Annotated in this window: 16 protein-coding genes and 1 riboswitch; of the genes, 13 read left to right on the top strand and 3 right to left on the bottom strand. The window is 44.0% G+C overall.

The genetic code is table 11. From position 1 onward, the window contains the following. The first annotated feature begins 19 nt into the window (after positions 1-19). Positions 20-1,177: a THUMP domain-containing class I SAM-dependent RNA methyltransferase gene (locus AU387_RS18995; protein WP_059336609.1), complete on the top strand. Its 1,158-nt coding sequence runs from the start codon at positions 20-22 to the stop codon at positions 1,175-1,177. Positions 1,178-1,229: 52 nt separating this feature from the next. Here AU387_RS18995 and AU387_RS21420 read toward each other — a convergent pair whose 3' ends face one another. Further along, a complete protein-coding gene (locus AU387_RS21420; RefSeq protein ID WP_003153548.1) occupies positions 1,230-1,382 on the bottom strand; it encodes a YpzG family protein in 153 nt (50 codons plus the stop codon). Positions 1,383-1,543: 161 nt separating this feature from the next. Here AU387_RS21420 and AU387_RS18990 point away from each other — a divergent pair, with 161 nt between their 5' ends. Both AU387_RS18990 and AU387_RS18985 read left to right on the top strand, forming a co-directional pair. Next, on the top strand, positions 1,544-1,735 hold the full coding sequence (locus AU387_RS18990; protein ID WP_059293836.1) for a hypothetical protein: 192 nt from the start codon (positions 1,544-1,546) through the stop codon (positions 1,733-1,735). Positions 1,736-1,837: 102 nt separating this feature from the next. Beyond that, on the top strand, positions 1,838-3,763 hold the full coding sequence (locus AU387_RS18985) for an ATP-dependent DNA helicase (protein ID WP_059336608.1): 1,926 nt from the start codon (positions 1,838-1,840) through the stop codon (positions 3,761-3,763). 45 nt (positions 3,764-3,808) lie between these two features. Here AU387_RS18985 and kduD read toward each other — a convergent pair whose 3' ends face one another. Both kduD and kduI read right to left on the bottom strand, forming a co-directional pair. Next, the gene (gene kduD / locus AU387_RS18980) at positions 3,809-4,573 is read right to left on the bottom strand and encodes a 2-dehydro-3-deoxy-D-gluconate 5-dehydrogenase KduD (protein ID WP_059336607.1); all 765 of its coding nucleotides are present in this window, start codon (positions 4,571-4,573) and stop codon (positions 3,809-3,811) included. Position 4,574: 1 nt separating this feature from the next. After that, entirely contained in the window at positions 4,575-5,402 is an 828-nt protein-coding gene (gene kduI / locus AU387_RS18975) for a 5-dehydro-4-deoxy-D-glucuronate isomerase (protein ID WP_024121818.1), read from the bottom strand. 223 nt (positions 5,403-5,625) lie between these two features. Between kduI and AU387_RS18970 the strand changes: the two genes are divergently transcribed. The 10 genes from AU387_RS18970 to fbpC all read left to right on the top strand — a co-directional run bounded on the left by AU387_RS18970 (position 5,626) and on the right by fbpC (position 14,979). After that, the gene (locus AU387_RS18970; protein WP_044155381.1) at positions 5,626-6,645 is read left to right on the top strand and encodes a LacI family DNA-binding transcriptional regulator; all 1,020 of its coding nucleotides are present in this window, start codon (positions 5,626-5,628) and stop codon (positions 6,643-6,645) included. A gap of 34 nt (positions 6,646-6,679) precedes the next feature. Then, positions 6,680-7,654: a 2-dehydro-3-deoxygluconokinase gene (gene kdgK, locus AU387_RS18965; RefSeq protein ID WP_059336606.1), complete on the top strand. Its 975-nt coding sequence runs from the start codon at positions 6,680-6,682 to the stop codon at positions 7,652-7,654. A gap of 1 nt (position 7,655) precedes the next feature. Then, the gene (gene eda, locus AU387_RS18960; protein WP_059336605.1) at positions 7,656-8,246 is read left to right on the top strand and encodes a bifunctional 4-hydroxy-2-oxoglutarate aldolase/2-dehydro-3-deoxy-phosphogluconate aldolase; all 591 of its coding nucleotides are present in this window, start codon (positions 7,656-7,658) and stop codon (positions 8,244-8,246) included. A 49-nt stretch (positions 8,247-8,295) separates the two neighbouring features. Next, complete coding sequence (gene kdgT / locus AU387_RS18955) at positions 8,296-9,288, top strand: 2-keto-3-deoxygluconate transporter (RefSeq protein WP_044155406.1); 993 nt, start codon at positions 8,296-8,298, stop codon at positions 9,286-9,288. Positions 9,289-9,400: 112 nt separating this feature from the next. Beyond that, a complete protein-coding gene (locus tag AU387_RS18950) occupies positions 9,401-10,906 on the top strand; it encodes a carboxypeptidase M32 (protein WP_059336604.1) in 1,506 nt (501 codons plus the stop codon). 144 nt (positions 10,907-11,050) lie between these two features. Then, positions 11,051-11,150, top strand: a riboswitch (purine riboswitch). 91 nt (positions 11,151-11,241) lie between these two features. Then, the gene (gene xpt / locus AU387_RS18945) at positions 11,242-11,826 is read left to right on the top strand and encodes a xanthine phosphoribosyltransferase (RefSeq protein ID WP_059336603.1); all 585 of its coding nucleotides are present in this window, start codon (positions 11,242-11,244) and stop codon (positions 11,824-11,826) included. Further along, positions 11,823-13,139 (top strand): xanthine permease PbuX, encoded by a 1,317-nt coding sequence (gene pbuX, locus AU387_RS18940; RefSeq protein ID WP_059336602.1) that lies wholly within the window; start codon positions 11,823-11,825, stop codon positions 13,137-13,139. The genes xpt and pbuX overlap by 4 nt, the downstream gene beginning before the upstream one ends. Before the next feature lie 72 nt (positions 13,140-13,211). Continuing rightward, positions 13,212-14,309, top strand: coding sequence for a type III polyketide synthase (locus AU387_RS18935; protein ID WP_059336601.1), 1,098 nt, complete (start codon positions 13,212-13,214; stop codon positions 14,307-14,309). Between the two features lie 3 nt (positions 14,310-14,312). After that, on the top strand, positions 14,313-14,819 hold the full coding sequence (locus AU387_RS18930) for an isoprenylcysteine carboxyl methyltransferase family protein (RefSeq protein ID WP_059336600.1): 507 nt from the start codon (positions 14,313-14,315) through the stop codon (positions 14,817-14,819). A gap of 70 nt (positions 14,820-14,889) precedes the next feature. After that, positions 14,890-14,979, top strand: a complete 90-nt coding sequence (gene fbpC / locus AU387_RS21415) for a Fur-regulated basic protein FbpC (RefSeq protein WP_100069434.1) — start codon at positions 14,890-14,892, stop codon at positions 14,977-14,979. The last annotated feature ends 159 nt before the right edge of the window (positions 14,980-15,138 follow it).

Here is a 15,138-nt window from a genome sequence, read left to right as displayed (position 1 = left end):
TAAAAGACAGGGTGATACGATGAAGAAGTATACACTAATTGCAACAGCGCCGATGGGCATTGAAGCTGTAGTTGCAAAAGAAGTTCGTGACTTAGGATATGAATGCAAGGTTGATAACGGAAAAGTTATCTTTGAAGGAGATGCGCTTGCGATTTGCCGTGCGAATCTTTGGCTGAGAACGGCGGACCGCGTAAAAGTTCAAGTTGCTACATTTCAAGCAAAAACATTTGATGAGCTGTTTGAAAAAACGAAAGCGGTTAACTGGCGTTCATTTATACCGGAGAACGGGAAATTCCCTGTCATCGGTAAATCCGTTAAATCAACACTTGCAAGCGTTCCCGACTGTCAGCGGATCGTCAAAAAAGCGATTGTTGAAAAGCTGAAGCTGCAGTCCGGCAAAGCCAATGACTGGATCGAAGAAACAGGCGCCGAATATAAGGTGGAAATTTCTTTATTGAAAGATCAAGCGGTTATTACACTTGATACGTCAGGGACAGGCCTCCACAAACGGGGATACCGCGTGGATCAGGGAGGCGCGCCCATTAAAGAAACGCTTGCTGCCGCTTTGGTGCAATTAACTAATTGGACTCCGGACCGTCCATTTGTCGATCCTTTTTGCGGTTCCGGAACGATCGCGATTGAAGCCGCATTAATCGGCCAAAATATTGCCCCGGGATTTAACCGCGATTTTGTCTCAGAGGATTGGGAGTGGATCGGTAAAGATCTGTGGGACAAAGCACGTCTTGAAGTCGAAGAAAAGGCAAACTATGATCAGCCGCTTACGATTTTCGCCAGTGACGTAGATCACCGCATGGTGCAAATCGCAAAAGAAAATGCAGAGGAAGCGGGACTGAGCGAATTAATCGAATTTAAACAAATGCAGGTAAAGGACTTCACTACAAAACTTGAGTTTGGCGTGATTGTCGGAAACCCGCCGTACGGAGAACGTCTCGGAGATAAAAAAGCTGTGGAACAAATGTACAAAGAAATGGGACAGGCGTTCGAGCCGCTTGATACGTGGTCTGTGTATATGCTGACTTCAAATGAAAATTTTGAGGAAGCATATGGAAGAAAAGCAACGAAGAAACGAAAGCTCTTTAATGGATTTATTAAAACGGATTATTATCAGTACTGGTCTAAAGTAAGACCTCAGCGTAATAAAACGGAACACGCATAAAAAGAAGACGCTCTGGACGCGTCTTCTTTCATCTTTCAGCCATATTCTATCGTTACCAACGGTGCGCTTTCGCGTTACTTCTTAATATAATGTTGGTTTGGGACATTTCGGTGTGACCGTTTACTTGAGACTTAGAACGTTTAGGCCGCGTCCAATTGTGATGAAACAGTTCAGAATGCTGATCTAATCGGTCTTTATAACTCATGTCAACATCACTCCCTGATAGAATATTGTTGATAAGACGGATAGTCCATGACGGAGTATCGGATGTAGTTTGTGCACATTTCAGTGATAACATGCGGAAAGCATGTATATAAAAAGAAAAGTTCGCATACAATGATGATTATTTCAATTAGAGGTGATCTCATGCTGAACAGCGAACATTTTAATCTTATTCAAAGGGCGCTTGACGCAACCGCAAACGAGCTGAAGGAGCTCAGAGCTGATGCGTCTCCGTCTGTGATTTCACATGCGCAAAATAATTTAGAAAAAGCGGTGGAACATATTCATTCAACAGACCATCCTTTTTTATCCTCGCATGTGATCAACCGAAAGTAAGTCACAAAAAGCTTGGCACTGCCAAGTTTTTTTATTGTATTCAGCGGCGGGAAATGATAATATTGATGGTCTGAATGCCGAATAGTTGGGGGTTGGAACTGGGTGACAACATCACGTTTGCCTTTTTCTTTAACGAAAACAAAGAATTTTTATGAAGAATTGAACAATTGGATTGGTGACGTGTTTTACGATATTCTTCCCGGAAAAGGGTTTGATCTTCGAGATGAGCAAGTGTTCATGGCTTTTCAGCTGGAACGGGCGTTTAAAGAGAAAAAAGTCATGTTTGCCGAAGCCGGAGTAGGAACGGGGAAAACACTTGTTTACCTTCTTTTTGCGATCAGCTATGCAAGATATGTCGGAAAACCCGCCATTATCGCTTGTGCTGATGAAACGTTAATCGAACAGCTCGTAAAAAAAGAGGGAGACATTTCGAAACTGGCTGAACATTTGGATCTTAAGATTGACACAAGGTTATCGAAATCACATGAGCAGTATCTATGCTTGAAAAAGCTTGAAAAAACAATGCAGCGATCTGATGATGAAAAGTGGCTTGATCTTTATGAAGCTTTACCGTCATTTGTCCATGAGTCACAGGCCATGCAGCGGTTTTATCCATATGGTGACCGAAAGCAGTACGCTAACCTTTCGAATGAAGAATGGTCGCAAGTAAGCTACGACTCGTTTCAAGATTGCCTGACATGTGATATGAGACATAGATGCGGCTTGACGCTATCAAGAGATTATTATCGCAAGTCAACAGACTTGATCATTTGTTCTCATGATTTCTATATGGAACATGTATGGACGGAAGAATCGCGCAAACGGGAGGGACAGCTGCCGCTCTTGCCTGATCATAGTGCGGTTGTATTTGATGAAGGGCATCTGTTAGAGTTTGCTGCGCAAAAAGCATTAACCTACAGAGTCAAGCAATCAACTCTCGAATTATTTTTAGAACGTTTGCTTCAAAATGACATTAGAGAAGAATTTGCTGAATTGATAGAAGACGCACTTGCTGCAAACGACGAATTTTTCTATGTTCTTTCTGAAGAATCAAGAGAAGTTGCCGGGTCGCACCGTTTGGAAATAAAGAATGATCAGCGTGTCAAAAAGGCGGCGGACGAGCTGTGCCGTTTGCTTGATAAAATTGGTGAAGCACTCGTATTTGAGTCAGAAATGTACACCATTGATCAATACGAGCTGTCAGTCGTAGAGGAATATGTTGAGCAAATGGCGTATTCACTATCTTTATATCAAAAAGATGCGATCAGCTGGCTGGAGCAAAAGGAAGCGGAATCCACTTTTGTCGTGATGCCGAGAACAGTAGCAGAAGTGCTTGGCGAGAAAGTGTTTTCAAAGAAAATTCCGTATATCTTTTCTTCTGCAACGCTGTCAGAAGGCGGTTCGTTTGACTATATTGCGGACAGTCTGGGGATTCACGATTACTTATCGTTAACGGTTGATTCTCCTTATGATTATGACGAACAAATGACCGTTACCCTTTATGGGAAAACAGAAATGAGCGCAGAACAAAAAACAGCTCAAACAATAGAGACAATTAAGCACTATAAAGGCAGAACGCTGGTGCTCTTCCCGTCTTTTGAGGAATTAAACGAGTTTAAGGAGCTCGCAGCTGCTTGGGAGCTGCCGTATCCGATTTACTTTGAAGGCGACGAGGAAATCAGCAGCTTAGTAGAAAAATTCCAAGGGGAAGAGGAAACGGTTTTATGTTCAGTTCACCTATGGGAAGGGCTTGATATTCCTGGTGACGCATTGAAGAATGTCACGATCTGGTCATTGCCGTTTCCGCCTCATGACCCTGTATTTACGGCAAAACGCAACAGTGCGAGAAAAGACCCGTTTGAAGAGGTTGACCTTCCGTATATGCTGTTGAGAGTGCGGCAGGGGATTGGCCGTCTGATTCGCTCAAATCAAGACAGCGGCTCGATTCATATTTATGCGGGCGGAGAAAATGAACGCATCATTGATGAAGTGAAAAAGGTCTTACCTGTTGAACCGCATATGATGTAATCACGAAAAAGCTGATGATCCATGATCATCAGCTTTTTCATTTTGTCAGCGGGCAAGCCAGCCGCCGTCTACTGCTAAAATATGTCCATTGACATAATCCGAAGCGCGAGATGCCAGAAAAACAGCCGTCCCGCCGATATCATCAGCTTTGCCCCAGCGGCCGGCAGGAATCCTTTTTAAAATGTCTTCATTTCGCTTCTCATCATCCCGGATAGGCTGTGTATTGGCAGTTGATATATAGCCAGGCGCTATCGCGTTAACTTGTACGCCGGAAGCGGCCCACTCATTTGCAAACGATTTTGTTAAACCAGCAACGGCATGTTTGCTTGCTGTATAGGCTGGAACAAGAATACCGCCTTGAAAAGAGAGGAGAGAGGCAATATTGATAACCTTCCCGTGACCTCTTTTCAGCATGTGTCTGCCCGCTAGCTGTGTCAGGATAAACAAGCTGTTTAGGTTCACATTCAGCACGTTATGCCAGTTCTCTTCAGCGAAAGTGTCCGCTTTTTCCCGGTGAATAATCCCGGCGTTATTGACTAGGATGTCGATTTGCTGTGTTTCAAACAGTTCAGCCGCTGTATCCTTTATTGCATCAGGCTTACTCATATCCAATGTAAAGGAAGTGAATGTGCGGCCTTTTTGTTCCACAAGCTTCTGTGTTTCAGAGAGGCTGCTTTTATGTGATGTGCCGATAATATCAGCACCGGCGCCTGCCAGCGCTTTGGCGATTCCTTGGCCGATTCCCGTACCCGGCCCTGTCACCAGTGCCGTTTTTCCTTCTAATGAAAATGCCTCTTGCAGATAACTCATCTTATTTCAGCCCATCCATCGGCACAAGATCCATGTCCGTAAATGTGTAGTTTTCACCAGCCATCGCCCATACAAAACTGTAGTTAGATGTTCCTGCGCCAGAATGAATGGACCAGGCAGGAGAAAGGACAGCCTGCTCGTTTCCGACGACAAGGTGGCGTGTTTCATCCGGCTGACCCATGAAGTGAAAAACCTTCGAATCCTTCTCAAGATCAAGGTAGAGATAAGCCTCCATCCGGCGATCATGAACGTGTGCCGGCATGGTGTTCCAGTTATTGTTTTCGTCCAGCATCGTGATCCCCATCATCAGCTGACAGCTTTGAATGCCATCTTGATGAATGACTTTGTACAGGCTTCTTACATTTGATGCTGCTGCGTCACCGAGCCGGTCCGGTGTCAGTTCAGAAAGAGCGGCTTTTTGCGTCGGATAGCTTTGATGCGCGCCCGAGGAGACGAAGTAAAACTTTGCTGTTTCTCCGTTCAGGCTTTTAAATGCTACATCCCGATTGCCCATCCCGATATATAGAAAATCCTTTGTTTGAAGCACATATTCATCATCACCGACTTTAACCGCACCAGGCTGGCCGACGTTAATAATACCGATTTCACGCCGTTCCAGAAAAAAGTCCGTTTTAAGAAAGTCTCCGGCATCAAGCTTCAGTTCGCTCTGTCCGGGTGCTGCACCGCCGATCACAACACGGTCTTCATGGGAGTAATACATGGTCAGCTTATTTTCCGTAAATAACGTATCCATTAAAAAATGACTGCGAAGCTCCTCGGTTGTAAAGCGTTTTACTTGTTCAGGGTGTACAGAGTAACGATTTTCCATTGGATTTCCCCCTTGGTTAGGATTTCAGCATCACTTGAATGAAAATATTTTGGTAACGGTTTCAAAGAAAATTTTAGGATAAATAGAGAAAAGAGTCAACGGAAAGTTTGTGAATAATCCCATTATTAAAAAAATACTTTTCAATTTTAAAAAATATGGTATTCTTGTGTTGTAACGGTTTTGAAATCGGTTTCAAATTATAAGACGATACAGGAGCACTTGAATGAAAAAGAAAACAACAGGCCATATCACCATCAAAGACGTAGCTGAATTTGCAGGAGTATCAAAATCAACCGTTTCTCGTTATATTAACGGGAAAATTGACGCGATTTCTCCTGAAAAGGTAAAAAACATAAAAAAGGCAATCGCTGAATTGAATTATCGGCCGAGTAAAATGGCACAAGGCTTGAAAATAAAAAAAAGCAAATTAATCGGATTTGTTGTAGCCGACATTACAAATCCCTTTTCAGTCGCAGCATTTAGGGGAGTTGAAGAGGTTTGTGATCAATATGGCTACAGCATAATGGTGTGCAACACTGATAACAGTCCTGAAAAAGAACGGGAAATGCTGTTAAAGCTCGAAGCACACTCTGTAGAAGGGCTGATTTTGAATGCAACCGGGGAAAACAAGGATATTTTATATTCCTTTGCCGAACAGCAGGTGCCGACAGTATTAATTGACCGCAAATTGCCGGATCTGAAACTGGATACCGTAACGACTGACAACAGAAGAATCACTGAAGAGATCCTTCAGCAGATTTACAGCAAAGGGTACACAGATGTCGCGCTGTTTACCGAACCGATTGCATCCATCAGCCCCCGGGCGGAAAGAGCGGCTGTTTATCAGGAGATTGCTGCGGTGCGAAATGTGAATGGACTCAGGCGAATGTATGAAATTGACGTCAAAGACAAAGAGCAGCTTGAGAAGGCGCTGCGTTCTTTTATGAATGAGATGCCTGAGCAAAAAAAAGCGATTCTTGCTTTAAATGGTTTGATTATGCTGAAAATTATTAGCTGTATGGAAGAAATAGGGCTGCGCATTCCCGAAGATACGGGGATTGCCGGATTCGATGATACGGAATGGTATAAACTCATCGGCCCGGGCATTACAACAATCGCCCAGCCGTCACATGATATGGGCAAGACGGCGATGGAACGCGTTTTAAAAAGGATTGAAGGTGACGAGGGAGCGCCTCAAACCATTGAATTAGAGGCAAAAGTCATCATGAGAAAGTCACTTTAATCCAAAGTGCCCTCAACTAAGGGGAGGTTGGGAAATGAAGCTTGATGCGGTTACTTTCGGCGAATCGATGGCCATGTTTTACGCAAATGAGTACGGAGGCCTTCATGAAGCTTCCACATTCTCAAAAGGACTGGCCGGGGCAGAAAGCAATGTGGCTTGCGGCCTGGCCAGACTTGGCTTTCAAATGGGCTGGATGAGCAAAGTCGGCAATGATCAGCTCGGAACATTTATTCTTCAGGAGCTGAAAAAAGAGGGAGTGGATGTGTCTCGCGTGATCCGGTCTCAGGATGGCAATCCAACGGGGCTGCTGCTAAAGTCCAAAGTGAAAGAAGGCGATCCTGAGGTAACCTATTACAGGAAGAATTCGGCTGCAAGCACTTTAACAGCTGCTGAATACCCAAAAGACTATTTTCAAAGCGCAGACCATCTGCATGTGACAGGTATTCCCCCGGCTTTGTCCGCCGATATGAAAGAATTCGCCTATTATGTGATGAAAGACATGAAACAGGCTGGAAAAACCATCTCATTAGATCCTAACCTAAGACCCGCACTTTGGCCTGATCAAGCAACAATGGCACATACGATTAATGATTTGGCGGGACTTGCGGATTGGTTCTTCCCTGGAATCGCAGAGGGAGAGCTACTGACTGGCGAAAAAACGCCTGAAGGCATTGCAGATTTTTATCTGAAAAAAGGGGCCAGCTTTGTCGCTATTAAACTTGGGAAAGAAGGCGCTTACTTTAAATCAAAGGAAAGTGAAGGATATACAGAAGGCTTCCGGATTGATCAGGTTGTTGACACAGTCGGCGCCGGAGACGGGTTTGCTGTTGGCGTCATCAGCGGAATCCTTGATGGCTTGCCGTACAAGGATGCAGTGCAAAGGGGGAATGCGATCGGCGCATTGCAAGTTCAGGCACCGGGGGACATGGACGGTTTGCCGACAAGGGAAAAACTAGCCGCATTTTTATCTGCTCAAAGAACAGTTCACCACAAGAAAGGGGATTGTTAATATGGAGTCCAATGTAGTAGAAAACCGTCTGAAAGAAGCCAGATTGATTGCAGTCATTCGTTCAAAGGATAAACAGCAGGCCTGTCAGCAGATTGAGAGTTTGATAGATAAAGGGATTGGGGCAATTGAAGTCACTTATACGACACCTGGAGCTTCTGCTATTATTGACTCCTACAGAAATCAGGAAGATGTCTTAATCGGTGCGGGCACGGTCATTACTGCGCAGCAGGCGGGAGAAGCTGCGGAAGCAGGAGCACAATTTATTGTCAGTCCGGGTTTTTCAACAGATCTTGCTGAGCACCTATCGTTTATGAAGACGCATTATATCCCTGGCGTACTGACACCGAGCGAAATTATGAAAGCGTTGACATGCGGATTTACTACATTAAAGCTGTTTCCAAGCGGTGTATTCGGCATCCCTTTTATGAAAAATTTAGCGGGCCCTTTTCCGCAAGTTACTTTTATACCGACTGGCGGGATCCATCCGTCTGAGGTTCCGGAATGGCTCAAGGCAGGGGCAGGTGCCGTCGGAGTTGGAAGCCAGCTGGAAAGCTGTTCAAAAGAGGATTTACAGGCTGTTTTCCAAGTGTAGCCACATAAGGGGTATTGTTTTTCCATAACCGGAGGATGGGAGAATATATATGAAAATCAAAGCGACAATTGAACGGGTACCTGGCGGAATGATGATTATTCCGCTGTTTCTGGGAGCAGCGCTTAATACGTTTGCGCCTGGAACAGCAGAGTTTTTTGGAGGGTTTACGGGTGCGCTTATTACAGGAACCCTTCCCATACTAGGCGTTTTTATCTTTTGCGTTGGAGCGACGATTGATTTCCGTTCTTCAGGCTATATTGCGAGAAAAGGGATTACCTTATTATTGGGAAAGATCGGGTTTGCGGCACTGCTTGGTGTGATTGCGGCTCAATTTATACCCGATGAAGGCATCCAATCCGGATTCTTTGCAGGTCTCTCTGTTCTAGCCATTGTTGCAGTGATGAATGAAACGAACGGCGGCCTCTATTTGGCGCTCATGAATCATATGGGCAGAAAAGAAGATGCCGGCGCATTCGCGTTTATCAGTACAGAATCTGGACCTTTTATGACCATGGTTACATTCGGTGTTACCGGACTGGCTGCTTTTCCGTGGGAAACGCTGGCGGCAACAGTCATCCCGTTTTTGCTCGGCTGCATCCTTGGAAATCTTGATCATGATCTGAGAGACTTATTCAGCAAGGTAGTGCCGGCAATCATTCCGTTTTTTGCATTTTCACTTGGGAATACTTTGAATTTCGGAATGCTGATTCAGTCAGGGTTATTAGGCATTTTGGTCGGTGTCTCTGTTGTCATCTTATCCGGCGGCTCCTTGTATTTGCTTGATCGTTTCATTGCCCGGGGAGATGGTGTCGCGGGGGTGGCAGCTTCATCAACAGCGGGAGCGGCCGTCGCCGTGCCATACGCCTTAGCGGAAGCGAATTCTGCGTTTGCACCCGTTGCTGAATCTGCAACTGCAATCATTGCGACAAGCGTTATTGTCACCTCTTTGTTAACACCTCTGGCAACAGTGTGGGCGGATAAAAAAATCAATGCAAAAAAACGAAAAACACCGCCGCCAAACAATCAAATGCCGATAAACTGAGTGATGAAGGCTGCCGATGACTAGGCCGGCAGCCTTTTATACAAACAATTTGACTTTCAAACACCCTTCCAGTAGCCTGTAATGGAACGGCTAGAATAGGGAGGGAATGGATATGGAGATACATACATACGAAAAGGAATTTTTTGATCTTTTAACAAGAATCTCACATTATAGTGAAGCGGTTGCATTGATGCATTGGGACTCCAGAACAGGCGCGCCGAAAAACGGCTCAGAGGACCGCGCTGAAAGCATCGGTCAGCTTTCGACAGATATATTCAATATCCAGACATCAGATCGGATGAAGGAGCTTATTGACGCGCTTTATGAACGGTTTGATGATTTGGCTGAAGATACGAAAAAGGCTGTAGAGCTGGCAAAAAAAGAGTATGAAGAAAACAAAAAAATTCCTGAAGCAGAATACAGGGAATATGTTATTCTTTGCTCAAAGGCTGAAACAGCTTGGGAGGAAGCGAAAGGAAAATCTGATTTCAGCTTGTTTGCCCCTTATTTGGAGGAGCTGGTCGAATACAATAAACGATTTATTGAATATTGGGGTTATGAAGAGCATCCTTATAATGCATTGCTTGATTTGTTTGAACCAGGTGTGACGGTCAAGGTGCTTGATCAGCTGTTTTCTGAGCTGAAAGAAGCGATCATTCCTCTTATCAAACAAGTGTCAGCCTCAGAGAATAAACCGAATACAAGCTTTATCAGTGAAGTGTTCCCTAAGGAAAAACAAAAAGAACTCAGCCTTTATTTCCTGCAAGAGCTCGGCTACGATTTTGACGGCGGAAGGCTTGATGAAACCGTTCATCCATTTGCGACAACAATGAACCGCGGGGATGTTCGGGTGACGACGAGATATGATGAAAAAGATTTCCGGACAGCTATTTTCGGCACAATTCATGAATGCGGTCACGCGATCTACGAGCAAAATATCGACGAAGCGCTGAGCGGGACGAATTTATCAGACGGTGCTTCAATGGGAATTCATGAATCTCAATCATTGTTTTACGAGAATTTTATTGGACGCAACAAGCATTTCTGGACACCATACTATCAGAAAATACAAGAAGCGTCTCCTGAACAGTTCGGCAACATATCGCTTGATGATTTTGTTAGGGCTGTCAATGAATCAAAACCTTCATTAATCAGAGTTGAAGCGGATGAATTGACGTATCCTTTGCATATTATTATTCGTTATGAAATTGAAAAAGCGATTTTCAGCAATGAAGTATCTGTGGAAGAACTGCCTTCACTTTGGAATCAAAAATATCAGGATTATTTAGGTATTACTCCTTCTGAGGATGCAGAGGGAATCCTGCAGGATGTTCACTGGGCGGGTGGAGATTTTGGCTACTTCCCATCGTATGCACTTGGTTATATGTATGCAGCGCAGCTGAAACATAAAATGCTCGATGATCTGCCTGAATTTGATACTCTCTTGGAAAGAGGAGAGTTTCATCCGATTAAACAATGGCTGACGGAAAAAGTGCATATTCACGGAAAACGGAAAAAGCCATTAGACATTATTAAAGAAGCAACAGGTGAAGAGCTGAATGTGCGCTACCTGATTGATTATTTGCAAAATAAATATTCAAATCTGTATTTATCTTAATGAAAAAGCCTGGCGTCTCAAACGTCAGGCTCAATTTATTATCGAAATATTCATAAAAAACGAATGATTTTTCCAAAAAAAGAATTAAAGTTCGGAAATTTTTATTTTTGTCTATGCAAGACCTTAGAATCTTGATATAATTTGTAACAATATAATAGGAACACTCATATAATCGCGTGGATATGGCACGCAAGTTTCTACCGGGCACCGTAAATGTCCGACTATGAGTGAGCAATGAGACCGGACGTATACGGTTTTTTGTTATTTCAGCATTGCTTGCTCTTTGTTTTGAGCGGGTAATGCTTTTTTTATTATCTAAACGGAGGTATGACAGGATGGAAGCACTGAAACGAAAAATAGAGGAAGAGGGCGTCGTTTTATCAGATCAGGTATTGAAAGTGGATGCTTTTTTAAATCATCAAATTGATCCGCTGCTCATGAAGAAAATCGGTGACGAGTTTGCCGCCAGATTTGAAAAAGACGGAGTAACAAAAATTGTTACAATCGAATCATCCGGAATTGCTCCGGCCGTAATGGCTGGTTTACAAATGGGTGTGCCAGTCGTATTCGCGAGAAAACATAAGTCTTTAACGCTCACTGACAATTTGCTGACATCGTCTGTTTATTCCTTTACGAAGCAAACAGAAAGCCAAATCGCAGTATCAGGAAATCATCTGTCAGATCAGGACCGCGTTTTGATTATTGATGACTTTTTGGCAAATGGACAAGCCGCACTGGGGCTGGTATCGATCGTACAGCAAGCTGGAGCTTCTGTCGCGGGACTTGGCATTGTCATTGAAAAATCGTTTCAGCCGGGAAGAGAAGAACTTGTGAAGCTTGGCTATCGGGTGGAATCTTTGGCAAGAATTGAATCTTTAGAAAAAGGAAAAGTATCCTTTGTACAGGAGGTTCGTTCATGAAAAACGGATTCGGCAAAACGCTGTCACTGGGGATTCAGCATGTACTCGCCATGTACGCCGGCGCCATTGTCGTTCCCCTGATTGTGGGGAAGGCGATGGGGCTGACGGCGGAGCAGCTGACCTACTTGGTGTCGATTGATATTTTTATGTGCGGTGTTGCTACACTTCTCCAAGTTTGGAGCAATCGGTTTTTCGGCATCGGGCTTCCAGTTGTGCTTGGCTGCACATTTACCGCTGTGTCACCAATGATTGCGATAGGCTCCGAATATGGGGGTTCCGCTGTTTATGGAAGTATTATCGCTTCAGGTATTCTTGTGATTCTCATTTCTTTTTTCTTTGGAAAACTCGTTTCGTTTTTTCCGCCTGTTGTTACAGGTTCTGTCGTTACCATCATTGGCATTACGCTTATGCCGGTGGCCATGAATAATATAGCCGGCGGGGAAGGCAGTCCAGACTTCGGTGATCTTTCTAATCTCGCTCTCGCTTTTATCGTTTTGAGCATCATCGTGCTTCTCTACCGCTTTACAACAGGATTTATCAAGTCCATCTCCATTTTGATCGGTATTTTGATCGGAACAATTATTGCGTATTTTATGGGGAAAGTTCAGTTTGATCATGTTTCAGACGCTGCCATTGTGCAGATGATTCAGCCGTTTTATTTCGGCACACCGTCTTTTCATGCGGCCCCTATCATTACAATGTCCATCGTTGCCATCGTCAGCCTTGTGGAGTCAACGGGCGTTTACTTTGCTTTAGGCGATCTGACCAACCGCCGTCTGTCAGAAAAGGACTTATCCAGAGGATATCGTGCAGAAGGACTGGCTGTTTTGCTGGGCGGTATATTTAATGCATTTCCTTACACTGCATTTTCTCAAAACGTCGGTCTTGTCCAGCTGACAGGAATCAAGAAAAAAACAGTGATTGTGGCGACAGGCGTGCTTCTAATGGCTTTTGGCCTGTTTCCCAAAATTGCTGCTTTTACGACAATCATTCCATCTGCCGTGTTAGGCGGAGCGATGGTGGCCATGTTTGGAATGGTCATTGCTTATGGCATCAAAATGCTCAGCCGAATTGATTTTGCAAAGCAGGAAAATCTGCTGATCGTTGCCTGCTCAGTGGGGCTTGGGCTCGGTGTGACAGTTGTGCCGGACATATTTAAACAGCTTCCAAGTGCCTTAACGCTTCTTACAACAAATGGCATTGTTGCCGGCAGCTTTACAGCTGTTGTCTTGAATGTGATATATAATATGTTTTCGAAAACTGAAAAAACTGAACAGAAAGCTGATATCAATCAGCAAAAAACAGCAGTGTAAACTCCGCTTCGGCGGAGTTTTTTGCATATAAAAAAGAAAGTTGCGGCACAATGTATGCTAAGAGGTGATCATATGGCGTTTGTTTTGTCGATCGGGACAAGTCTTCCTGAGAATGATGTGGATCAAGAAAAGGCGGAGGAGTTTGCCAGATATATGTTTCAGCATTCCTTTAAAGATATAGAACGGCTGTTAACCTCCTTTAAAAACGGGCAAATTGAATCGAGACAATTTGTGAGACCGATTGAATGGTATAAAGAAGGGCACAGCTTCGAAGAAAAAAATCAAATTTATATAGAGGAAACACTCAGGCATAGCGTCAGTGCTGTTCAAACGTGTCTCGCAAATGCAGCTTATCTTCAAGAACCCATTCCTTATGAAAAAGTGGATGCTGTTTTTTTCGTCTCCAGCACGGGCCTTTCCACACCAAGCATTGAGGCGCGGCTGATGAATGAACTCCCGTTTTCTCCTTATACGAAGCGAATTCCGCTTTGGGGACTTGGCTGTGCAGGAGGGGCGAGCGGACTTGCGCGCGCTGCTGAGTACTGTAAAGCGTATCCGGAGGCTTTTGTTCTTGTCATTGCTGCTGAGCTGTGCAGTCTGACATTTCAGCCTGAAGATAAAACGAAAAGCAATTTGATCGGCACCTCACTTTTTGGCGACGGCATTGCAGCGGCATTATTATGCGGGGAGAAGGCTGACCGCCGGCTGACAAAGCTGCAGCTTTTGCCGAATATATCGGATTCGCAATCTGTATTGATGAAACAATCTGAAGATGTTATGGGCTGGGACTTTACCGATCATGGTTTCAAAGTCATTTTTTCAAGGGATATTCCGACTTTAGTTGAAAAATGGCTGAAGACAAATGTCCAGGCTTTTTTGAATGGACATCAGCTTTCATTCAGTGATATTACGGTCTTTCTGGCTCATCCAGGCGGAAAAAAAGTCATTGATGCATACATTAAATGTCTTGAACTGTCACCTGAGCAGCTTGCGTCTTCGCAAACTATCCTTAAAAAACACGGAAATATGTCATCAGCCACAATTCTGTATGTAATCGACCACCATCTGCAGAGCGGAAGCAAAAATGAAGCAGAACGGGGGCTGATCGGTGCATTGGGGCCGGGATTTTCATCAGAATTGTTGCTGTTCAGCTGGGAAAAGGGGGCGTAACTCATGTTTTGGATGCTAATCACCGTGCTCACTGCTCAAAGAGCAGCGGAAATGGCTGTGGCGAGACGAAACGAACAAAAGGTGAAAAAACAAGGGGCGATAGAATGCGGAGAGGGACATTATCCGTATATCATCACCATGCACATTCTTTTTTTTCTGTCTTTAATTGCCGAAGTACTGCTGCTGCACAAACAGCCTTCAAACTGGTGGTCAGGCATAGCAGCGGCTATATTGGCAGTACAGGCGATTCGATATTGGGCGCTTTGTTCCTTGGGGGCATACTGGAATACAAAAATTCTTGTTGTTCCGGGCGTTGAACTTGTCAAAAAAGGGCCTTACAAATGGCTGAAGCACCCAAACTATACGGTTGTTGTATTAGAAATCATCCTGATTCCGCTCTTGTATCAAGCGTACTTTACCATGTGTCTGTTTTCACTTTTAAATGCCGTTATGCTGTCTGTCAGAATACGTGCAGAGGAGCAAGCATTACGAGAATATACAGCGAAATAGAGATTGAATATCATTCTCATCTATGTTAGAATGAACTTGAAAAAGATTCTCAATCAGGATGGTGAAGCAAATGACAATGCTGTTTTTGCTTGGGGCAGTTTGTACATATAGTGTATTAATTGGTTTTGTATTGAAAGGAATCTCTAATAAATCTGTTTGAAGAATCTGGAACTTATAAAAAAGTTGCAGATTTTCTTTTATAGAAGCTGCCGTCTTCGGCAGCTTTTTTCTATTCTCTTAAAGAAATTTGGGTCATTCTTGTGTAAAATGGAAGTGGGATTTATTCAGATCTTTCAAAAAAGATTCATAATTGAAACGG

It is taken from the genome of Bacillus halotolerans (genome assembly GCF_001517105.1).
Classification (GTDB): domain Bacteria; phylum Bacillota; class Bacilli; order Bacillales; family Bacillaceae; genus Bacillus; species Bacillus halotolerans.
The sequence above is the reverse complement of the archived record's forward strand: the minus strand, read 5'-3'. Positions and strand labels throughout refer to the sequence as shown.

Coding starts and splice junctions, on each gene's coding strand:
- AU387_RS18995 (WP_059336609.1), top strand. CDS start 20: ATGAAGAAGTATACACTAATTGCAACAGCGCCGATGGGCATTGAAGCT.
- AU387_RS21420 (WP_003153548.1), bottom strand. CDS start 1,382: ATGAGTTATAAAGACCGATTAGATCAGCATTCTGAACTGTTTCATCAC.
- AU387_RS18990 (WP_059293836.1), top strand. CDS start 1,544: ATGCTGAACAGCGAACATTTTAATCTTATTCAAAGGGCGCTTGACGCA.
- kduD (WP_059336607.1), bottom strand. CDS start 4,573: ATGAGTTATCTGCAAGAGGCATTTTCATTAGAAGGAAAAACGGCACTG.
- kduI (WP_024121818.1), bottom strand. CDS start 5,402: ATGGAAAATCGTTACTCTGTACACCCTGAACAAGTAAAACGCTTTACA.
- AU387_RS18970 (WP_044155381.1), top strand. CDS start 5,626: ATGAAAAAGAAAACAACAGGCCATATCACCATCAAAGACGTAGCTGAA.
- kdgK (WP_059336606.1), top strand. CDS start 6,680: ATGAAGCTTGATGCGGTTACTTTCGGCGAATCGATGGCCATGTTTTAC.
- eda (WP_059336605.1), top strand. CDS start 7,656: ATGGAGTCCAATGTAGTAGAAAACCGTCTGAAAGAAGCCAGATTGATT.
- kdgT (WP_044155406.1), top strand. CDS start 8,296: ATGAAAATCAAAGCGACAATTGAACGGGTACCTGGCGGAATGATGATT.
- AU387_RS18950 (WP_059336604.1), top strand. CDS start 9,401: ATGGAGATACATACATACGAAAAGGAATTTTTTGATCTTTTAACAAGA.
- xpt (WP_059336603.1), top strand. CDS start 11,242: ATGGAAGCACTGAAACGAAAAATAGAGGAAGAGGGCGTCGTTTTATCA.
- pbuX (WP_059336602.1), top strand. CDS start 11,823: ATGAAAAACGGATTCGGCAAAACGCTGTCACTGGGGATTCAGCATGTA.
- AU387_RS18935 (WP_059336601.1), top strand. CDS start 13,212: ATGGCGTTTGTTTTGTCGATCGGGACAAGTCTTCCTGAGAATGATGTG.
- AU387_RS18930 (WP_059336600.1), top strand. CDS start 14,313: ATGTTTTGGATGCTAATCACCGTGCTCACTGCTCAAAGAGCAGCGGAA.
- fbpC (WP_100069434.1), top strand. CDS start 14,890: ATGACAATGCTGTTTTTGCTTGGGGCAGTTTGTACATATAGTGTATTA.